Raw genomic sequence first — 15,318 nt, 5'->3', positions numbered from 1 at the left:
CAACGCCGGCAAACCGGACGCCAGACTCGTCGAGGCCCTGCGTGCCTCGCTGAAGGAGAACGAGCGGCTGCGCGAGCTCAACCGCTCCCTCACCGAGGTGGCCGACGACCCGGTGGTGCTCGTCGGCATGGCGTGCCGGTACCCCGGCGGGGTCACGACACCGGACGAGCTGTGGCAGCTGGTCGTGGAGGGCCGGGAGGGCATCACCGCCTTCCCCGCCGACCGCGACTGGGACCCCGCGCTGTACGACCCGGAACCGGGGAAGGCAGGGCACACCTACACCTGGGAAGGCGGTTTCCTGCACGACGCGGGGGAGTTCGACGCCGCGTTCTTCGGCATCAGCCCGAACGAGGCCGCCGTGCTCGACCCCCAGCAACGGCTGCTGCTGGAGGCCTCCTGGGAGGCCCTGGAGGACGCGGGAATCGACCCGCACTCGCTCAAGGGCAGCCGCACCGGCGTCTACGCGGGCGTGATGTACCACGACTACTTCGGCAGCTTCGGCACCGGCAACATGGTCTCCGGCCGCGTGTCGTACGTGCTGGGCCTGGAAGGCCCGACGATGTCGGTGGACACCGCCTGCTCCTCGTCGCTCGTCGCGCTGCACCTCGCCGCCGAGGCCATCCGCGGCGGCCAGTGCGACCGGGCGCTGGCAGGCGGTGTGACGGTGATGGGCACCCCCGGCACCTTCGTGGAGTTCAGCAGGCAGGGAGGACTGTCCCCGGACGGCCGCTGCCGGTCGTTCTCCGACGACGCCAACGGAACCGGCTTCGCCGAGGGCGTCGGGGTCGTCGTGCTGGAGCGGCTGTCGGAAGCGCGGCGGTGCGGTCACGAGGTGCTCGCCGTCCTGCGCGGCTCCGCCGTGAACTCCGACGGCGCGTCGAACGGCATCACCGCGCCCAACGGGCCGTCACAGCAGCGCGTCATCGCGCAGGCCCTCGCCGCGGCGGAGCTGACACCGTCCGATGTGGACGTGGTGGAGGCGCACGGCACCGGAACGACCCTCGGTGACCCGATCGAGGCGCAGGCGCTGCTGGCCACCTACGGCCAGGGCCGTGAGGGCGGCGAACCGCTGTGGCTCGGCTCGGTCAAGTCGAACATCGGGCACACCCAGGCCGCCGCCGGTGCGGCGGCCGTGATCAAGATGGTGCTCGCCATGCGGCACGGGGTCCTGCCGCGGACGCTGCACGTCGGCACCCCGTCCACCAGGGTGGACTGGTCGGCGGGAGCCGTGCGGCCGCTGACCCGGCAACGGGCGTGGCCGGAGACCGGCCGTCCGCGCCGCGCGGGGATCTCCTCGTTCGGCATCAGCGGCACGAACGCCCACGTGGTGCTCGAAGCACCTCCCTCGGCACCCGAGCCGGGAGACGAGCCCCCGGCACCCGTCGTGGTGTGGCCGTTGTCCGCACGGTCGCCCTGCGCGCTCGCCGCGCAGGCCGGCAAGCTGCACGCCTTCCTGGCGGAGCGGGAGGCGGAGCCGATCACCGCCGTCGCGCGGACGCTCGGCACGGCGCGGTCGGCGTTCGAGCACCGCGCGGCCGTCTTCGGTTCCACCGGGGAACAGCTGCTCGACGCGTTGCGCGCGTTCGAGGCGGGCGAACCGAGCGCGGCAGCCGTCAGCGGCCGTGCGCAGAACCGCGGCCGCACGGCGTTCCTCTTCACCGGCCAGGGCGCCCAGCGCCCCGGCATGGGGCTGGCCCTGCGCGCGCACCACCCGGTGTTCGCGGAAGCGTTCGACGAGATCGACGCCGTGTCCGGCCTCGGCCTCGCGGAGGTGCTGGCCTCGGAGGACCCCGAGCTGGTGCGCAGGACCGAGTACGCGCAACCGGCGTTGTTCGCCTTCGAGGTCGCGATGTTCCGGCTGGTCACCTCGCTCGGGGTGAAACCGGCCGCCCTGACGGGACATTCGATCGGCGAGCTCGCCGCCGCGCACGTGGCGGGGGTGCTCGACCTGCCCGACGCGTGCGCGCTCGTCGTGGCGCGCGGCAAGCTGATGCAGGCGCTGCCGGAAGGCGGCGTGATGGTCGCGGTGGCCGCGAGCGAGGACGACGTCCTCCCGCTGCTGGCGGACGCTCCCGGCCGCGTGGCGGTCGCGGCGGTCAACGGACCCGGTTCGGTGGTGCTCTCCGGCGACGAGGCGGCCGTGCTGGCGGTCGCGGGACGGTTCGCGAAGACCCGCCGGCTCACCGTCTCGCACGCCTTCCACTCCCCGCTGATGGACGACATGCTCGCCGACTTCCGCGTGGTGGCGGAAAAGCTCACGTACTACGAGCCGCGCATCCCGATCGTCTCGGCGCTCACCGGCCGCGCGGCCGCGGCCGAGCTGACCGACCCCGGCTACTGGGTGCGCCACGTGCGCGAGACCGTGCGGTTCGCGGACGCGGTGGCGACCCTGCGCGCCTCCGGTGTCACCCGCTACGTCGAGCTCGGCCCCGACGCCGTGCTGACCGGCATGACCGGCGAGTGTCTGGACGAGGACGGCAAGACCGGGCTCATCGCCCTCGGACGTCGCCAGGTCGAGGAACCCCTGGCACTGGCCGCCGGTCTCGCGCGGCTGCACGTCAGCGGAGTGGCGCTCGACTGGCGGAGGCTGTTCCCCGGCACGCGCCGCGCGGCGCTGCCCACGTACGCCTTCCAGCGCGAGCGCTACTGGCTGGCCTCGCAGGCGCAGCTCACCTTCGACACGTTGCCCGGTCACGTCGACGACGCCCCGCCCGAGAAGGCGTTGTGGGCGAGGATCTCCGGACTGCCCCGCGAGGAACAGCTGGCGCGGCTGACCGACGCGGTGCGCGCGCACACCGCCGCCGTGCTCGGTCACGCGGGTCCCGGCGACGTCGACGAGGACGCGGTGTTCCTGGAGATCGGCATGGACTCGGTCTCGGCCGCCGAGCTCCGCAACTCCCTCGCCGGCGCTCTCGGCACGACGCTGCCCGCCGGCACCGTGTTCGACCACGGCACCCCGTACGCGCTCGCCGCGCACCTGCAGGAGCAGCTGGTCGCGGGGGAGCAGCCTGCTTCCGGCGGTCTCACCGAGGACGAGTCGGTCGCCGGGTTGGTGCGCAGGGCCGCGGCGGACGGCCGGATGTCCGCGGCGATCGACCTGCTGCGCTGCGTCGCGGACGTCCTGCCCGCGTTCGACGGCGTCGAGGAGTTCGGCGTGGTGCCGCCGCCGGTCCGGCTCTCCACCGGGGACGCCCCCGTCCGGCTGGTGTGCGTGCCCTCGCCGATGGCCCTCGGCGGCGCGCACCAGTACGCGCGGTTCGCCCGGCACTTCCACGGCGTGCGCGACGTCCTCGTGCCCGCCGTGCCCGGTTTCGGTGCCGGTGAGCCGCTGCCGGCTTCGGTGGCCGCGGTGGTGGACGTGGTGGTCGAGGGCGTTCGCGCCGCCTGTGAGGACGGCCGGCCCTACGTGCTCGTGGGCTACTCCTCCGGCGGGCAGTTCGCGCACGCCGCCGCCGAAGCCCTGGAGAGGGCCGGTCTGCCTGCCGGCGGTGTGGTGCTGGTGGACACGTACCTGCCCGGCGGCGAGGGCAGGGACGACCTGTGGCAGCAGATGTTCGGCGGGATGCTGGACCGCGAGTCGGCGTTCGGCGGGTTCGGCACCTCCCGGCTCGCGGCGATGAGCCGCTACAGCGACCTGATCCAGCACTGCCCCCCTGGCGCGCTGACCGCGCCCGTCCTGTTCGTGCGGCCTTCCGAGTCCTTCGCCGAGGGGGATTCCGAGTGGCGGGCGACCTGGCCCGGCGACCACGAGCTGACCGAGGTTCCCGGAACGCATTTCACCGTGCTGGAGGATTTCGCCACGTCGACGGCCGAAGCCGTCGACCGCTGGGTGCGCACGTCCCGTGAAGTCAGCCGGTGAGAGCAGCGGCCGGAAGTGACGGGAAACGGCGACGGGGTTGCTCAGTTCGTCTTCATGCGAAAATGTGCCAGCCAGGCTTCCGCGTCACACCGCACGGAGTCGGCGTCCACATTCAACTGCCACGCAATTTCGTGTGCTGCCAGATCCGGCCGCCAGTCGCTGCGCCGCAGTGCGATCCACATCGCGGTACCGCGCCGGCTGCACTTGTGCCAGGTCTGCTCGCTCTGGCAGAAGAGTTCGAGACATCCGTCGGGCAGCACACGTGCGATGAATTCCTCATCATGCGCCGTCATGGCGTGAACCTCCGAGTCCGCGGCCGTCGCCGCGGATTCCGCACTGATCTTGACATCTGGAGGTTACCGGACCTGAAGTGCGAATGCATTGGTGCTGAGGTCAATTCATGCGGTGGTACGAACCGGAGCGGAAACAGTGGAGAAAACTGGAGGTTCGACGGGGAGGTTCCTCCCCGCGCGGCTACTGAGCGTGTCGAGGTGGAGAAAAGTCTACCTTCAATCGGCGGGTTAGAGCCAATGTGGCCTCCCGGCCCGATCACTAATCTCGAATCCAGACGCCGTGCTAGGAGCGCGGGAATCCAGTCAGGAGACCGCAGTGACCACAACTGCCATCCGCGGCCGCACGAAGGCGGTCCGGCTCGAGTCCGTGTCGAAGACCTATGGCAAGGGCAACAGCCAGGTCGCCGCGTTGCGCGGTCTGAGCCTCGACTTCGGCGACGGCACCTTCACCGCCGTGATGGGACCCTCCGGTTCCGGCAAGAGCACCTTCCTGCACTGCGCGGCGGGGCTCGTGACGCCGACCTCGGGCCGGGTGACCGTCGGCGGCATCGACCTGTCCGGTCTGGACAGCACCCAGCTCACCGAGCTGCGGCGCGACCGGATCGGCTTCATCTTCCAGTCCTTCAACCTGATGCCCGCGCTGACGGTGATGGAGAACATCACCCTGCCGCTGCAGCTGGCGGGCAAGCGCGCGGACAAGGCGCTCATCAGCGAGGTCGTCCACCGCGTCGGTCTGGCCGACCGGCTCAAGCACCGGCCGTCGGAGCTCTCCGGCGGTCAGCAGCAGCGCGTCGCCATCGCGCGGGCGTTGGTGACCCGGCCCGCCGTGGTGTTCGCCGACGAGCCGACCGGCGCCCTCGACACCCGTACCGCCTCCTCGGTGCTCGCCCTGCTGCGCCAGTCGGTCAACCAGGCCGGCCAGACGCTCGTCATGGTCACCCACGACCCGGTCGCCGCGTCCTACGCGGACCGCGTGGTGTTCCTGGCCGACGGCGCCATCGCGGGTGAGCTGGTGTCGCCGACGGCCGACGCGGTCGCGGCGCGGATGACCCGGCTCGGCGCCTGGCAGGACGACACGGCGGCCGCGCCCATGAGGGGTGGGTTCTGATGTTCCGGCTGGCACTGAGCACGCTCAAGTTCCGCAGGGCGAGCTTCGTCGCGACGTTCCTCGCGATGTTCCTCGGCGCCGCGATCGTGATCGCCTGCGGCGCGCTGATGGAGACCGGCATCCGGATGTCCGCCGAGCCCCAGCGGCTCGGCGGTGCGCCGATCGTCGTCACCGGGCAGCAGTCCGGCGACGCGGGGGCGCTCACCGAGCGCCGCCACCTCGATCCGAAGCTGGCCGCCACCGTGGCGTCGGTGCCCGGTGTCGAAGGCGTGGTTCCCGACGTCTCGGTCCAGTCGGCCGTGCTGCGCGACGGCAAGGCCGTGGGCGGCACCTCCTACGGCCACGGCTGGGGGAGTGCGGGCCTGACGCCCTACTCCCTCTCCGACGGCAAGGCGCCCGCCGGTCGTGACGACGTCGTGCTCGACTCCGGTCTGGCAGCGGCCGCGGGGGTCAAGCCGGGTGCGTCGGTGCGGGTCGCCGTCCGCGGCGTCACCCAGACCTTCCGCGTCACCGGTGTCGCCGGGCAGAACGGCGACGCGAACCCCGCGGGCGCACTGTTCTTCACCGACGACACCGCACGCCGGCTCGCGGGCGGCAGCATCGACTCCGTGGCCGTCGTGCTCGCTCCGGGCGCCGACGTGACCGCGGTCGCCGCCGCGATCAGCGCCAAGGTCGGCACCGGCGCCGAAGTCCTCACCGGGGACACCCGCGGGCTCGCCGAGCTGCCGGGCACGCTCGCGAGCCGGGAGACGATCGTCATCCTCGCCGCGGTCTTCGGCACGGCGGTCGTGCTCATCGTGATGTTCGGTGTCGCCTCGACGTTCGGGCTGTCCCTGCAGCAGCGGGTGCGCGAGATGGCACTGCTGCGCGGCGTCGGCGCCACGCCGGGGCAGCTGCGGCGGATGATCGGGTCCGAGACGGCCGTGCTGTCGGTGCTGGCCGTGCTCCTGGCGCTCTTCCCCGGGTACTGGCTCGGCAACGCGCTCTTCGCCGTGCTGTCCTCGAGCGGCGTGGTGTCCTCCTCGGTGGTCTACCACGCGGGCTGGGCGCCCATGGCCGTCGGCGCGCTGGTCACCGTCCTGGCCGCGGCGCTCGCGACCCGCTTCGCCGGGCGGAAGTCCGCGCGCACCGAACCGGTGGTGGCCGCCGCGGAGAGCGCGTCGGAAGCCAAGTGGTTCAGCAAGTGGCGGCTGATCTTCGCGTTGTTCTTCCTCGCCAACGGCATCGGGCTCGCCGTGGCCACCGCGACGCTGATGGAGAACGGTCCCACGCTGGCCAGCACGGCGGGACCCGCCTCGGTGCTGTTCTGCATCGGCATCGCGCTGCTCGCCCCCGGCATCACCAAGGCGCTGATCGCCGTGCTGTGGTGGCCGGTCCGGCTGCTCAGCGGGCTGTCGGGCAGGCTCGCGGTGCGGAACGCGATGACCTCGTCGGTGCGGACGGCCGGTGCCATCGCGCCGATCATCCTGCTCGTCGGCATCGCCACGGGCACGCTGTACATGCAGGCCACCGAGGACACCGTGTCGCAGGCCTCGTACGACCGGAACGTGCTCGCGGACCACCTGCTCGTCTCCTCCTCCGGCGGCTTCGCCCCCGAGGTGCTCGACCGGGTGCGGACCACACCGGGTGTGGCGGCGGCCACGGACTTCGTCACCAGCACGGGCTACCTGGGGGGCGGCGGCGACTCGGTCGAGCTGCGCGGTGTCTCCGCGGACGGCGTGGCGCGGAACCTCGACCTGCCGCTGGTCGCGGGTTCGCTGGACAGGCTCACCGGTGACGCGGTGGCGCTCTCGGACAAGACCGCGGAGAAGCAGGGCGTCAAGGTCGGCGACCGGCTGCCGCTGCAGCTCGGCGACGGCACCGGCGTCCGGCCCACCGTGGTCGCCCTGTACGCCGACAACCCCGACCAGAACTACCTGACGCTGCCCGCGGACACCCTCGCGCGGCACACCACCGAAGGCGTGGTCAGCCAGATCCTGGTTCGCTCCAACGAGGGCCAGGTGGGCGCGGTGCGCGACCGGCTCTCGACCCTCGCCGCCGGCGTGCCCGGCACCGAGCTGGTCGACAGCTCCGCGCTGGCCGCTCGCAACAACCAGATCCAGCAGATCCTCGCCTCGGCCAACTACACGATCGTCGCGATGATCGTGAGCTACGCGGCGATCACCGTGCTCAACACGCTGATCGCGGTGACCCGCAAGCGGAAGGCCGAGTTCGGGCTGCAGCAGCTGGTCGGCGCGACCAAGCGGCAGGTGCTCGGGATGCTGACGGCCGAGGGCGTGCTGGTCGGTGTGGTGGCGATCCTGCTCGGCACGATCGCGTCGGCCACCACGATCGTGCCCTACAGCCTGGTGAAGACCGGCGACTGGCTGCCGTCCGGCTCCATCGGCATCTACCTGGCGATCGTCGCCGGCTCGCTGCTGCTGGTGTTCGGCGCGACGCTGACGTCCTCCTGGCGGGGCATGCGCTCGCCGGCGGTGGAGGCGGTCAAGGAAGGATGACCGCGACCACCGGTCACGGATCGCCCCCGTTCCAGAACTGGGGCGATCCGCCTGCCGCACTCGGGGAATGGGATCATGTTCGGGTGCACACGATCGCGGCCTCCTGGCGCCCCTGGCTCCGCCGTGCCGTCCTGCACACCGCGATCGGTGCGGCCGCCGGAGCCGGCGCGCTGCTCTCGATCGTCCTGTTCATCTCGACGACGTACTTCACCATCCTGTGCCTGATCGGCATCGGCTTCGTCGTGCTGCCGCACCTGACCGCGGCCGTGCGGTGGTTGTGCGACCTCAACCGCCGCGCGGCCACCCGGCTCGGAGTGCCGGTCGAGCGCCCGTACCGCCCGCAGCCGGAGCAGGTGGAGCGCGACATCGTCGGCTGGACGCGCCGCTGCAAGTGGATCCTCGCCGACCCGGCGACCTGGCGCGACCTGCTGTGGCTGCTGCTGAACTGCGTGGCCGGCCTCGTGGCCGTGCTGCCCGCGGCGCTGCTCTACTACGTCGGTCACGGGCTCGTGCTCGCGAGCGGCCTCTGGATTCCCTTGGCCGAGGACGGTTCTCCGACCTGGTACGCCTTCTTCCAGGTCGGCAGCTGGGGCTCCGCGGCGGCCGTGGCGGGCCTCGCGGTCGTGGGGTTCGTGGTGTGGCTGACGCTGTCGCCGTGGATCGTCACGGGCTATGCGCACTTCGTCCGCTTGCTGCTCGGCCCCACCGAGCGGAGCCGGCTCGCCTCCCGCGTGCGGCACCTCGCCGAGACGCGTTCCGGCGCGCTGGACACCCAGGCGGCGGAGCTGCGGCGGATCGAGCGCGATCTGCACGACGGCGTGCAGGCCCGGCTGGTGAGCCTCGGCCTGCAGCTCGGCGTGGCCGACCGCCACGTCGGCAACAACGACGCCGAGAAAGCGCGGCAGGTGCTGCGCGAGGCCCGTGCGTCGTCCGTGCAGGCGCTGCGGGAGCTCCGCGACCTGGTGCGCGGTATCCACCCCCCGGTGCTCGCCGAACGTGGCCTCGCCGACGCCGTGCGCGCGCTCGGGCTGGCCAGTCCGCTGGCCGTCGAGGTGACGTTCGACCTGCCGGGGAAGCTGCCCGACCCGGTGGAGTCGGCGGTGTACTTCTCGATCTCGGAGCTGCTGGCGAACGTGCTCAAGCACTCCGATGCGCGCCACGTGGACATCGTCGGCGGGTACGACGAGGGCACGTTCCACGTCACGGTCACCGATGACGGCCGTGGCGGCGCGGTCCTCACCGAGGAGGGCGGACTCGGTGGGATCCGGCGCAGACTTGCCGCGTTCGACGGAAGTTTCGACCTGGACAGCCCGCCCGGCGGTCCCACGAGAACAAAGATGGAGGTGCCGTGCGCGTTGTTCTCGCCGAGGACCTCTTCCTCCTGAGACAAGGCATTGTTCAACTGCTGGAGGTGCACGGGTGCACGGTGCTGGAGGCGGTCGACAACGGCGCCGACTTCGTGACCGCCGTCGCCCGGCACCGGCCGGACGTGGCGATCGTGGACGTGCGCCTGCCCCCCACCTTCACCACTGAGGGCCTGCAGGCCGCGCTGAGGGTGCGGCGTGAACACTCCGGGCTGCCGATCCTCGTGCTGTCGCAGCACGTGGAGCAGATGTACGCACGGGAGCTGCTCAGCGACGGCAAGGGAGGGATCGGCTATCTGCTCAAGGACAGTGTCCTCGACGACGTGCAGTTCATCGACGCGGTGCGCAGGGTCGCCGGCGGCGGAACCGCCATGGACCCCACAGTGGTGGCGCAGCTGATGGTCAGCCACTCCAAGGACGAACCGCTGGCCGCGCTCACCGCCCGCGAGCGCGAGATCCTCGAGCTGATGGCGGAGGGCCGCTCGAACACCTCGATCGCCCAGCACCTCGCGGTCACCGAAGGCGCCGTGGCGAAGCACATCTCCAGCATCTTCACGAAGCTGGTGCTCCCGGCGACCGGGGACACCAATCGCCGGGTGCTCGCGGTGCTGGCCTACCTCAACACCTGAGCTCGTTCAGCCGAGCAGCCGCCGCTTGATCATGTCGATCACCGCGGTGGCGTGCTCGTCGAGGAAGAAGTGCCCGCCGGGGTACACGTGGAAGTCGAACTCCCCGCTCGTGTGCCGATCCCACGCGCGCGCCTCGTCCACGGTCACCTTGGAGTCGGCGTCTCCGACCAGGCTGACGACGGGTGCCCGCAGAGGCTCTCCCGGCTCGTACCGGTAGGTCTCCGCCGCCTCGTAGTCGGCGCGCAGCGCGGGCAGCACCATCCGCATGATCTCCTCGTCGCCGAAGAGCCGTGCGTCGGTGCCGCTGAGCGCGCGCACATCGGCCAGCAGCTGCTCGTCGTCCTCCTGGTGGACGCGCTCGTCGCGGAAGCACGAGGGCGCCCGCCTGCCCGAGACGAACAACGCCACCGGAACCGTGCCCGCCCGCTCCAGCCTGCGCGCGACCTCGAAGCCGAGCGTCGCGCCCATGCTGTGCCCGAACAACGCCAGCGGGCGGTCCGTCCAGCCGCTCAACTGCTCGGTGACGAGCTCGGCGAGCTCGTCGATGGTGCGCACGAACGGCTCGGTACGCCGGTCCTGGCGGCCGGGGTACTGGACCGCCAGGACGTCCACCGAGGGATCCAGCGCCGCTGCCACGGGCAGGAAGTAGGTCGCCGAACCTCCGGCGTGCGGAAGGCAGACCAGGCGCACGGGGGCGCTGTCCCGCGGCCGGAACCGCCGCAACCAAGCATTTGAGGTGATAGCTGAGCTCATGCCACGAATCTCGCAACGTGTCTCGGCAGGGGCTACCCCTGGCACCCCCTGCCGAGGCCTGCTCAACCGCTGCGCGCTCCGGTTCGTGCGGACCAGCCGGACGACGCACTCCTGACCGGGCGTTCGAGCCTGGGTCGGGGGAGCGCCGAAGCGTGCGCGCAATTGGTTCTCAGGATCTCCGTCGGCCGCATCACCGCGGCCACGAACCGGTCCGGCTTGACCAACGCGATGCGCCCCAGGCGGAGGCCGGTGACTTCTCCAAGCGGCCGTTGACGCCGGCGATGACCAAGCGACCGTCCACGGCTTGTGGAAGCCGGTCACCGAGCACCACCGCCACCAGCCGGACGTCCGACAGCGATTTGGCCATCCGGCGGCGCCGAGCACATCATCGAGCCGACACGCCCTCATGGACGATGCCGGCAGCACCCAGGGCTGTGGCAGCAGCGTTCCGGTGAGCCGACTCCTGCCGCGAACATATCCATCACGACAGCGGGCGGTCGGACGAAACCGCATCTCAGCCAAATGGCGGCGACTCGGCGCCACCATCGTCGCCAGACGCAGCGCGACGTCGCGCATGATCGCGCGGGGTCGGCTGGTGGTCATCACCATTCGCCCGAGACACTCAGAGTGGCGGCTGTCGGCGTAGCCGATCTCGTAGTTGACGACCCGAACCAGTCGCCCTCAACGTTGGGGAAGTGGCAGTGAAGCCGTCCGCGCACCTCGCCGATCATGTCCAGACCGGTCGCGATCACGTGCCGCGACGCAGCAGGCACGCGCGCGAACAAGCGGCCCAGTTGAACTCCGACGATGGTGAGCACAAGCTGTCGGCCGTGGACGTCGTCGCCCTCCCAGGTGGTGTAAGGACTGTTAAGCGTCATGTCGACCTGCCGTGGTCAAAGCCCGGTTCATGCGGTGGAGAACAAGTTCGGAGTAGCGCTCCTCGGACAGCTCGACGCGGTCGGGAACGGGCGCGGTTGCGGCCACGCGCCAGGAGACGTCGGTGCCGTTGGTCATGCAGGCGATGCAGCCGATGTGGGCCTCACCGTCGTGCATGACCGCACGGAACTGGGAGTGGCCGAGGGTATGCTGGCTGAGCTCACACCTCGCAGGCAAGAGGGCGACCAGCTGACCGATGGAGTCGTACCTGTACGCGAGCTTCCCATCCATTTGGGACGGTTTAAGAGGTCCTAACGCAATGACTGTTGTCGTTGCAAGCGTCGCCAGTAGATGATCGAGCAGGCGAGGCTAAGGAAGGCTTCGTGGATGTCGTCGCGGATCTCCCAGCGGATGCGCAGGCGGCGGAACCATTGCAGCAAGGCAAGGGTCTGCTCCGACAACCCATCGGTGCACGCCGAGCCCGGAACCATGTTCGACGCCGCGGTGGGCGATGAGCGGCCGGATGTCCTTAGCGCGGACCCGTTTGCGGTACTTGTCGTGGTCGTAGGCGCGGTCGGCGTAGACCCGGTCAGGTCTGCGCCGGGGACGGCCACGTCGGCCGCGTATCGACGGGACCGCGTCGAGCAGCGGTATCAGCTGGATGACGTCGTTGCGGTTGGCGCCGGTCAGCCTCACGGCCAAAGGCACGCCGCCGCCGTCGATGATCAGGTGATGCTTGGAGCCCGTCCGGGCGCGGTCGACCGGACTCGGACCGGTTTTGGGCCACTCTTCACCGCCCTGATCGACGAGGAACCACCGCCGTCCGCGACCGGTCCAACGCTCCCGCGGACTGCAGCTTCGCCAGCAGCAACTCGTGCAGCCGCGGCCACACACCGGCCTCGGTCAAGTTCCGCAGCCGTCGCCAGCACGTCATGCCCGAGCCATAGCCCAGCTCCTGCGGCAAGAACTCCCACTGGATGCCTGTGTAGAGCACGAACAGGATGCCGCACAACGCCTTGTGGTCACCGAGCCGCTTACGTCCTGGATACCGGAAGCGCCGCTCAACCTTCGGTAGCAGCGGTTCGATCAACTCCCACAGCTCGTCTTCGACCTCCCAAGGCCGACGCCGGCCACACCAACCTCCCGTCCGGACACGAACCAACCCGACAAGATCAAAGTATAGGCAAGATCATTCTGTTAGGACCTCTAAGGACATCCGGCCGCTCATCGCCCGCCGCGGCGTCGAACATGGTTCCGGGCTCGGCGTGCACCGATGGGTTGTCGGAGCAGACCCTTGCCTTGCTGCAATGGTTCCGCCGCCTGCGCATCCGCTGGGAGATCCGCGACGACATCCACGAAGCCTTCCTTAGCCTCGCCTGCTCGATCATCTACTGGCGACGCTTGCAACGACAACAGTCATTGCATTAGGACCTCCTAGGCAGGCCGAAGACCGACGGGTGCGTCAGCCGCGTGAAGCCCCTGCCGTAGCCTTCTCGTCATGGCAAGCCCGCATCCGAATGCTCCCACGACGTCGTTTCCCGAGAAGGGTCTCCATCAATACGGAGACCTGGTGTGGTTGCCGCTTCGCTCGGACTGGGTCGACGTGAGGCGCAAGCCTGAGGAGCTCGTGCGGCAACGTTGGGTACGGCGCCTGCACAGCGACGGAGGGTTCGCGCTCGATCAGATGGCCCAAGAGCGTCGCACTCAGTCAGGTCGGCGCTCCCCACGTGCCGACATCGTCGTGTGGCGCAGCGCGGCAGAGAAGCACGAGGGACGTGAACCTGTTCTCGTCGTGGAAACGAAGGCTGACGAGGGAGCGCTGCGTCCAGCTGACTTCTGGCAGGGCGAGTCCTACGCGCGAGCCGCTGGCGCTCGGTTCCTCGTGCTAGCCAACGCAACGAGCCACGTCGTATTCGAACTAACCAGGGGACTGCCTGGGCGCGCACGCCAGATCAACGACTGGCCTACGGCTGCAGACGTCGCAGATCCGCAACGCCTCAATGAGTTGGTCAACCGGCTCGAAGTCTTCGATCGTGAGCAATTCCAGCGAGTGCTCTTCGACTGCCACAGCCTGCTGCGCGATAACCACGCGATGACCCCTGACCGTGCCTTCGACACTATCTCGAAGGTGCTATTCATCAAACTGCACGTCGAGCGGTCCCGGACGCACGAGACCTTCACGACAAAGTACCTAGAAGATGCATCTCGATATCTGACCAATCCAACGTTCTCGATTCATGAGCAAATGTTCGAGAACACGAAAGCAGCTTACGCCACTGACGATCTCTTCCCCGAGGATGACCGGCTCGACATCTCCCGAGATACCTTCCGCGACTTGGTCGCTAAGCTCGAACGGTTCAACTTGTCGAAGACAGGCGAGGACATCAAAGGAATTGCATTCGAAAAGTTTCTCGGTACTACCTTCCGTGGTAACCTCGGACAGTACTTCACGCCGCGCCCCGTGGTCGATTTTATGGTCAATGTTCTCGCCCCGCGGGAAGGGGAGCTCATCTGTGACCCTGCTGCTGGCTCAGGCGGATTCCTAATTCGAGTATTCGACTACGTACGCGACCAGATCACCGAGGACATCGCTGCCCAGCGTCAGCGCGTGATCGCCTCCATCACCGCTGAGTACCCAGAAAATGCTAGTGAAACCGCACTCGACGAGCGCGATGACCGGATCGAAGCCGCGATCGAAGACCTAAACAAGCAACTAGATCCGAGCCGACCGGACGGCGGCCCAACCGATACTCGCGTGGGCCGGCTTGCATGGAAGTGCATCTATGGCACGGACAAAGAGCCTCGTGCAGCCCGCACGGCGAAGATGAACATGATCATGCATGGCGACGGTCACGGTGGAATCCACTGGCACGACGGGCTCGTCAATACCAACGGCATCTTCGAGGGCCGCTTCAACGTTGTGATCACCAATCCGCCGTTCGGAGCGATGGTTAACTCTTCCCAACGCATCGGGACCGCACCCGAAGTAGATGTCCCAGATAACCGTGACTATTTCCGGCGTCAGAGGCAAGAGCACGGGGAAGAATGGGTAGCAGCGCACCACCGGCTCGTTAACGCGCGGGGCACCAAAATACTCGACATGTTCGAGATCGGTAAGGACGCAAACTCTCGCAAGACCGAACAAATGTTCCTGGAACGGTGCATGAATCTCTTGCGTCCAGGTGGGCGTCTCGGCATCGTCCTACCCAATGGCAACCTTAACGCCTATTCGCAAGCGTGGCTGCGCCGCTGGGCTGAAGGCAAAGCGTTTCTCCGTGCGGTTGTTGCGTTGCCTCCCGAAACTTTTAAGTTCTCCGGCGCATCGGTGACTGCGTCCGTTGTATTCATGCAGAAGTTCACCGACGAGGACGCCCGGCGCTGGGAGCAGTGCTGGACTGATGCCTTCGAAGTAACCGAGTCCGAGTTTGAACCCCAACGCACGACCACCATCCGGAACGCAACGCCAGAGCTGCTCCACGGCGGCGACGAAGAATTGCGAGACCTTTGTAATAAACTCGAAGCGCTCGGGGTCACTCGTGTAGTGCCCGCTCCCACACGGGTACCCAGGAAAGGTTTGGTACGGGTCGCGCCCGCCACAGTACTTGGGCCGATCGCCTGGTCTGGTACCGCCAACTCAACAGCACGCGACCTGAAAAAAAAGTACAAAGAACGTGCCGCTCAAATTCCTGGGCTTAAGCGGGCGATGGCATTGCTCAAGGCTGAGCTAAAGCGCCTTGATGAGAAACAGTCGGTCGCGATGTGGAAGTATGTTCGCGAAGCTTTCGACTACCATGTATTTATGGCTACGCCAAGGGGTGTTGGCATCACCGCGACGGGTGAGACTGGAAAGCACGTACCCAACGACTTGCCCGCCATTCTTGAGGCGTGGAACGAATTCAAGACCGCCACGCTTGAGACGGCGGCATGGTGACTCCCGC

The 15,318-nt window shown here is 68.7% G+C and carries 8 protein-coding genes and 3 pseudogenes; 7 read left to right on the top strand and 4 right to left on the bottom strand.

What is annotated here, in order from left to right; genetic code table 11:
* Positions 1-25 precede the first annotated feature (25 nt).
* Positions 26-3,859 (top strand): annotated as a pseudogene (locus ACZ7CF_RS03940) (type I polyketide synthase); the annotation flags it as partial.
* A 41-nt stretch (positions 3,860-3,900) separates the two neighbouring features.
* On the opposite strand, the gene ACZ7CF_RS03935 reads toward ACZ7CF_RS03940, so the two are convergent.
* On the bottom strand, positions 3,901-4,152 hold the full coding sequence (locus ACZ7CF_RS03935; protein WP_360398816.1) for a hypothetical protein: 252 nt from the start codon (positions 4,150-4,152) through the stop codon (positions 3,901-3,903).
* Positions 4,153-4,468: 316 nt separating this feature from the next.
* Here ACZ7CF_RS03935 and ACZ7CF_RS03930 point away from each other — a divergent pair, with 316 nt between their 5' ends.
* The 4 genes from ACZ7CF_RS03930 (at position 4,469) to ACZ7CF_RS03915 (ending at position 9,751) form a co-directional block, all read left to right on the top strand.
* Positions 4,469-5,260: an ABC transporter ATP-binding protein gene (locus ACZ7CF_RS03930; protein ID WP_360398813.1), complete on the top strand. Its 792-nt coding sequence runs from the start codon at positions 4,469-4,471 to the stop codon at positions 5,258-5,260.
* The gene (locus ACZ7CF_RS03925; RefSeq protein WP_360398810.1) at positions 5,260-7,758 is read left to right on the top strand and encodes an ABC transporter permease; all 2,499 of its coding nucleotides are present in this window, start codon (positions 5,260-5,262) and stop codon (positions 7,756-7,758) included. The genes ACZ7CF_RS03930 and ACZ7CF_RS03925 overlap by 1 nt, the downstream gene beginning before the upstream one ends.
* Before the next feature lie 83 nt (positions 7,759-7,841).
* Entirely contained in the window at positions 7,842-9,143 is a 1,302-nt protein-coding gene (locus ACZ7CF_RS03920; RefSeq protein ID WP_360398807.1) for a sensor histidine kinase, read from the top strand.
* Positions 9,107-9,751 (top strand): response regulator transcription factor, encoded by a 645-nt coding sequence (locus tag ACZ7CF_RS03915; protein ID WP_360398804.1) that lies wholly within the window; start codon positions 9,107-9,109, stop codon positions 9,749-9,751. Before ACZ7CF_RS03920 ends, ACZ7CF_RS03915 begins: the two co-directional genes overlap by 37 nt.
* 6 nt (positions 9,752-9,757) lie before the next feature.
* Here the strand turns inward: ACZ7CF_RS03915 and ACZ7CF_RS03910 are convergent, their stop codons facing one another.
* The 3 genes and pseudogenes from ACZ7CF_RS03910 to ACZ7CF_RS03900 all read right to left on the bottom strand — a co-directional run bounded on the left by ACZ7CF_RS03910 (position 9,758) and on the right by ACZ7CF_RS03900 (position 12,542).
* Positions 9,758-10,504 (bottom strand): thioesterase II family protein, encoded by a 747-nt coding sequence (locus ACZ7CF_RS03910; protein ID WP_470368741.1) that lies wholly within the window; start codon positions 10,502-10,504, stop codon positions 9,758-9,760.
* Between the two features lie 867 nt (positions 10,505-11,371).
* Positions 11,372-11,557, bottom strand: coding sequence for a hypothetical protein (locus tag ACZ7CF_RS03905; RefSeq protein WP_470368740.1), 186 nt, complete (start codon positions 11,555-11,557; stop codon positions 11,372-11,374).
* 134 nt (positions 11,558-11,691) lie between these two features.
* Positions 11,692-12,542 (bottom strand): annotated as a pseudogene (locus ACZ7CF_RS03900) (IS5 family transposase).
* 46 nt (positions 12,543-12,588) lie between these two features.
* On the opposite strand from ACZ7CF_RS03900, the pseudogene ACZ7CF_RS03895 reads away from it, so the two are divergent.
* Positions 12,589-12,808: pseudogene (locus ACZ7CF_RS03895) on the top strand (IS5/IS1182 family transposase); the annotation flags it as partial.
* A 70-nt stretch (positions 12,809-12,878) separates the two neighbouring features.
* The gene (locus tag ACZ7CF_RS03890; protein ID WP_470368739.1) at positions 12,879-15,311 is read left to right on the top strand and encodes an N-6 DNA methylase; all 2,433 of its coding nucleotides are present in this window, start codon (positions 12,879-12,881) and stop codon (positions 15,309-15,311) included.
* Positions 15,312-15,318: the final 7 nt, after the last annotated feature.

The sequence above is a fragment of the Lentzea sp. NPDC036955 genome (genome assembly GCF_055608005.1).
Note: the sequence above shows the minus strand (reverse complement) of the source record. Positions and strands in the feature narration are given on the sequence as shown.

What these genes read in the sequence shown, in the direction of transcription:
- ACZ7CF_RS03925 (WP_360398810.1), top strand. Translation starts at nt 5,260, where the DNA reads ATGTTCCGGCTGGCACTGAGCACGCTCAAGTTCCGCAGGGCGAGCTTC.
- ACZ7CF_RS03935 (WP_360398816.1), bottom strand. Translation starts at nt 4,152, where the DNA reads ATGACGGCGCATGATGAGGAATTCATCGCACGTGTGCTGCCCGACGGA.
- ACZ7CF_RS03890 (WP_470368739.1), top strand. Translation starts at nt 12,879, where the DNA reads ATGGCAAGCCCGCATCCGAATGCTCCCACGACGTCGTTTCCCGAGAAG.
- ACZ7CF_RS03905 (WP_470368740.1), bottom strand. Translation starts at nt 11,557, where the DNA reads ATGCACGACGGTGAGGCCCACATCGGCTGCATCGCCTGCATGACCAAC.
- ACZ7CF_RS03910 (WP_470368741.1), bottom strand. Translation starts at nt 10,504, where the DNA reads ATGAGCTCAGCTATCACCTCAAATGCTTGGTTGCGGCGGTTCCGGCCG.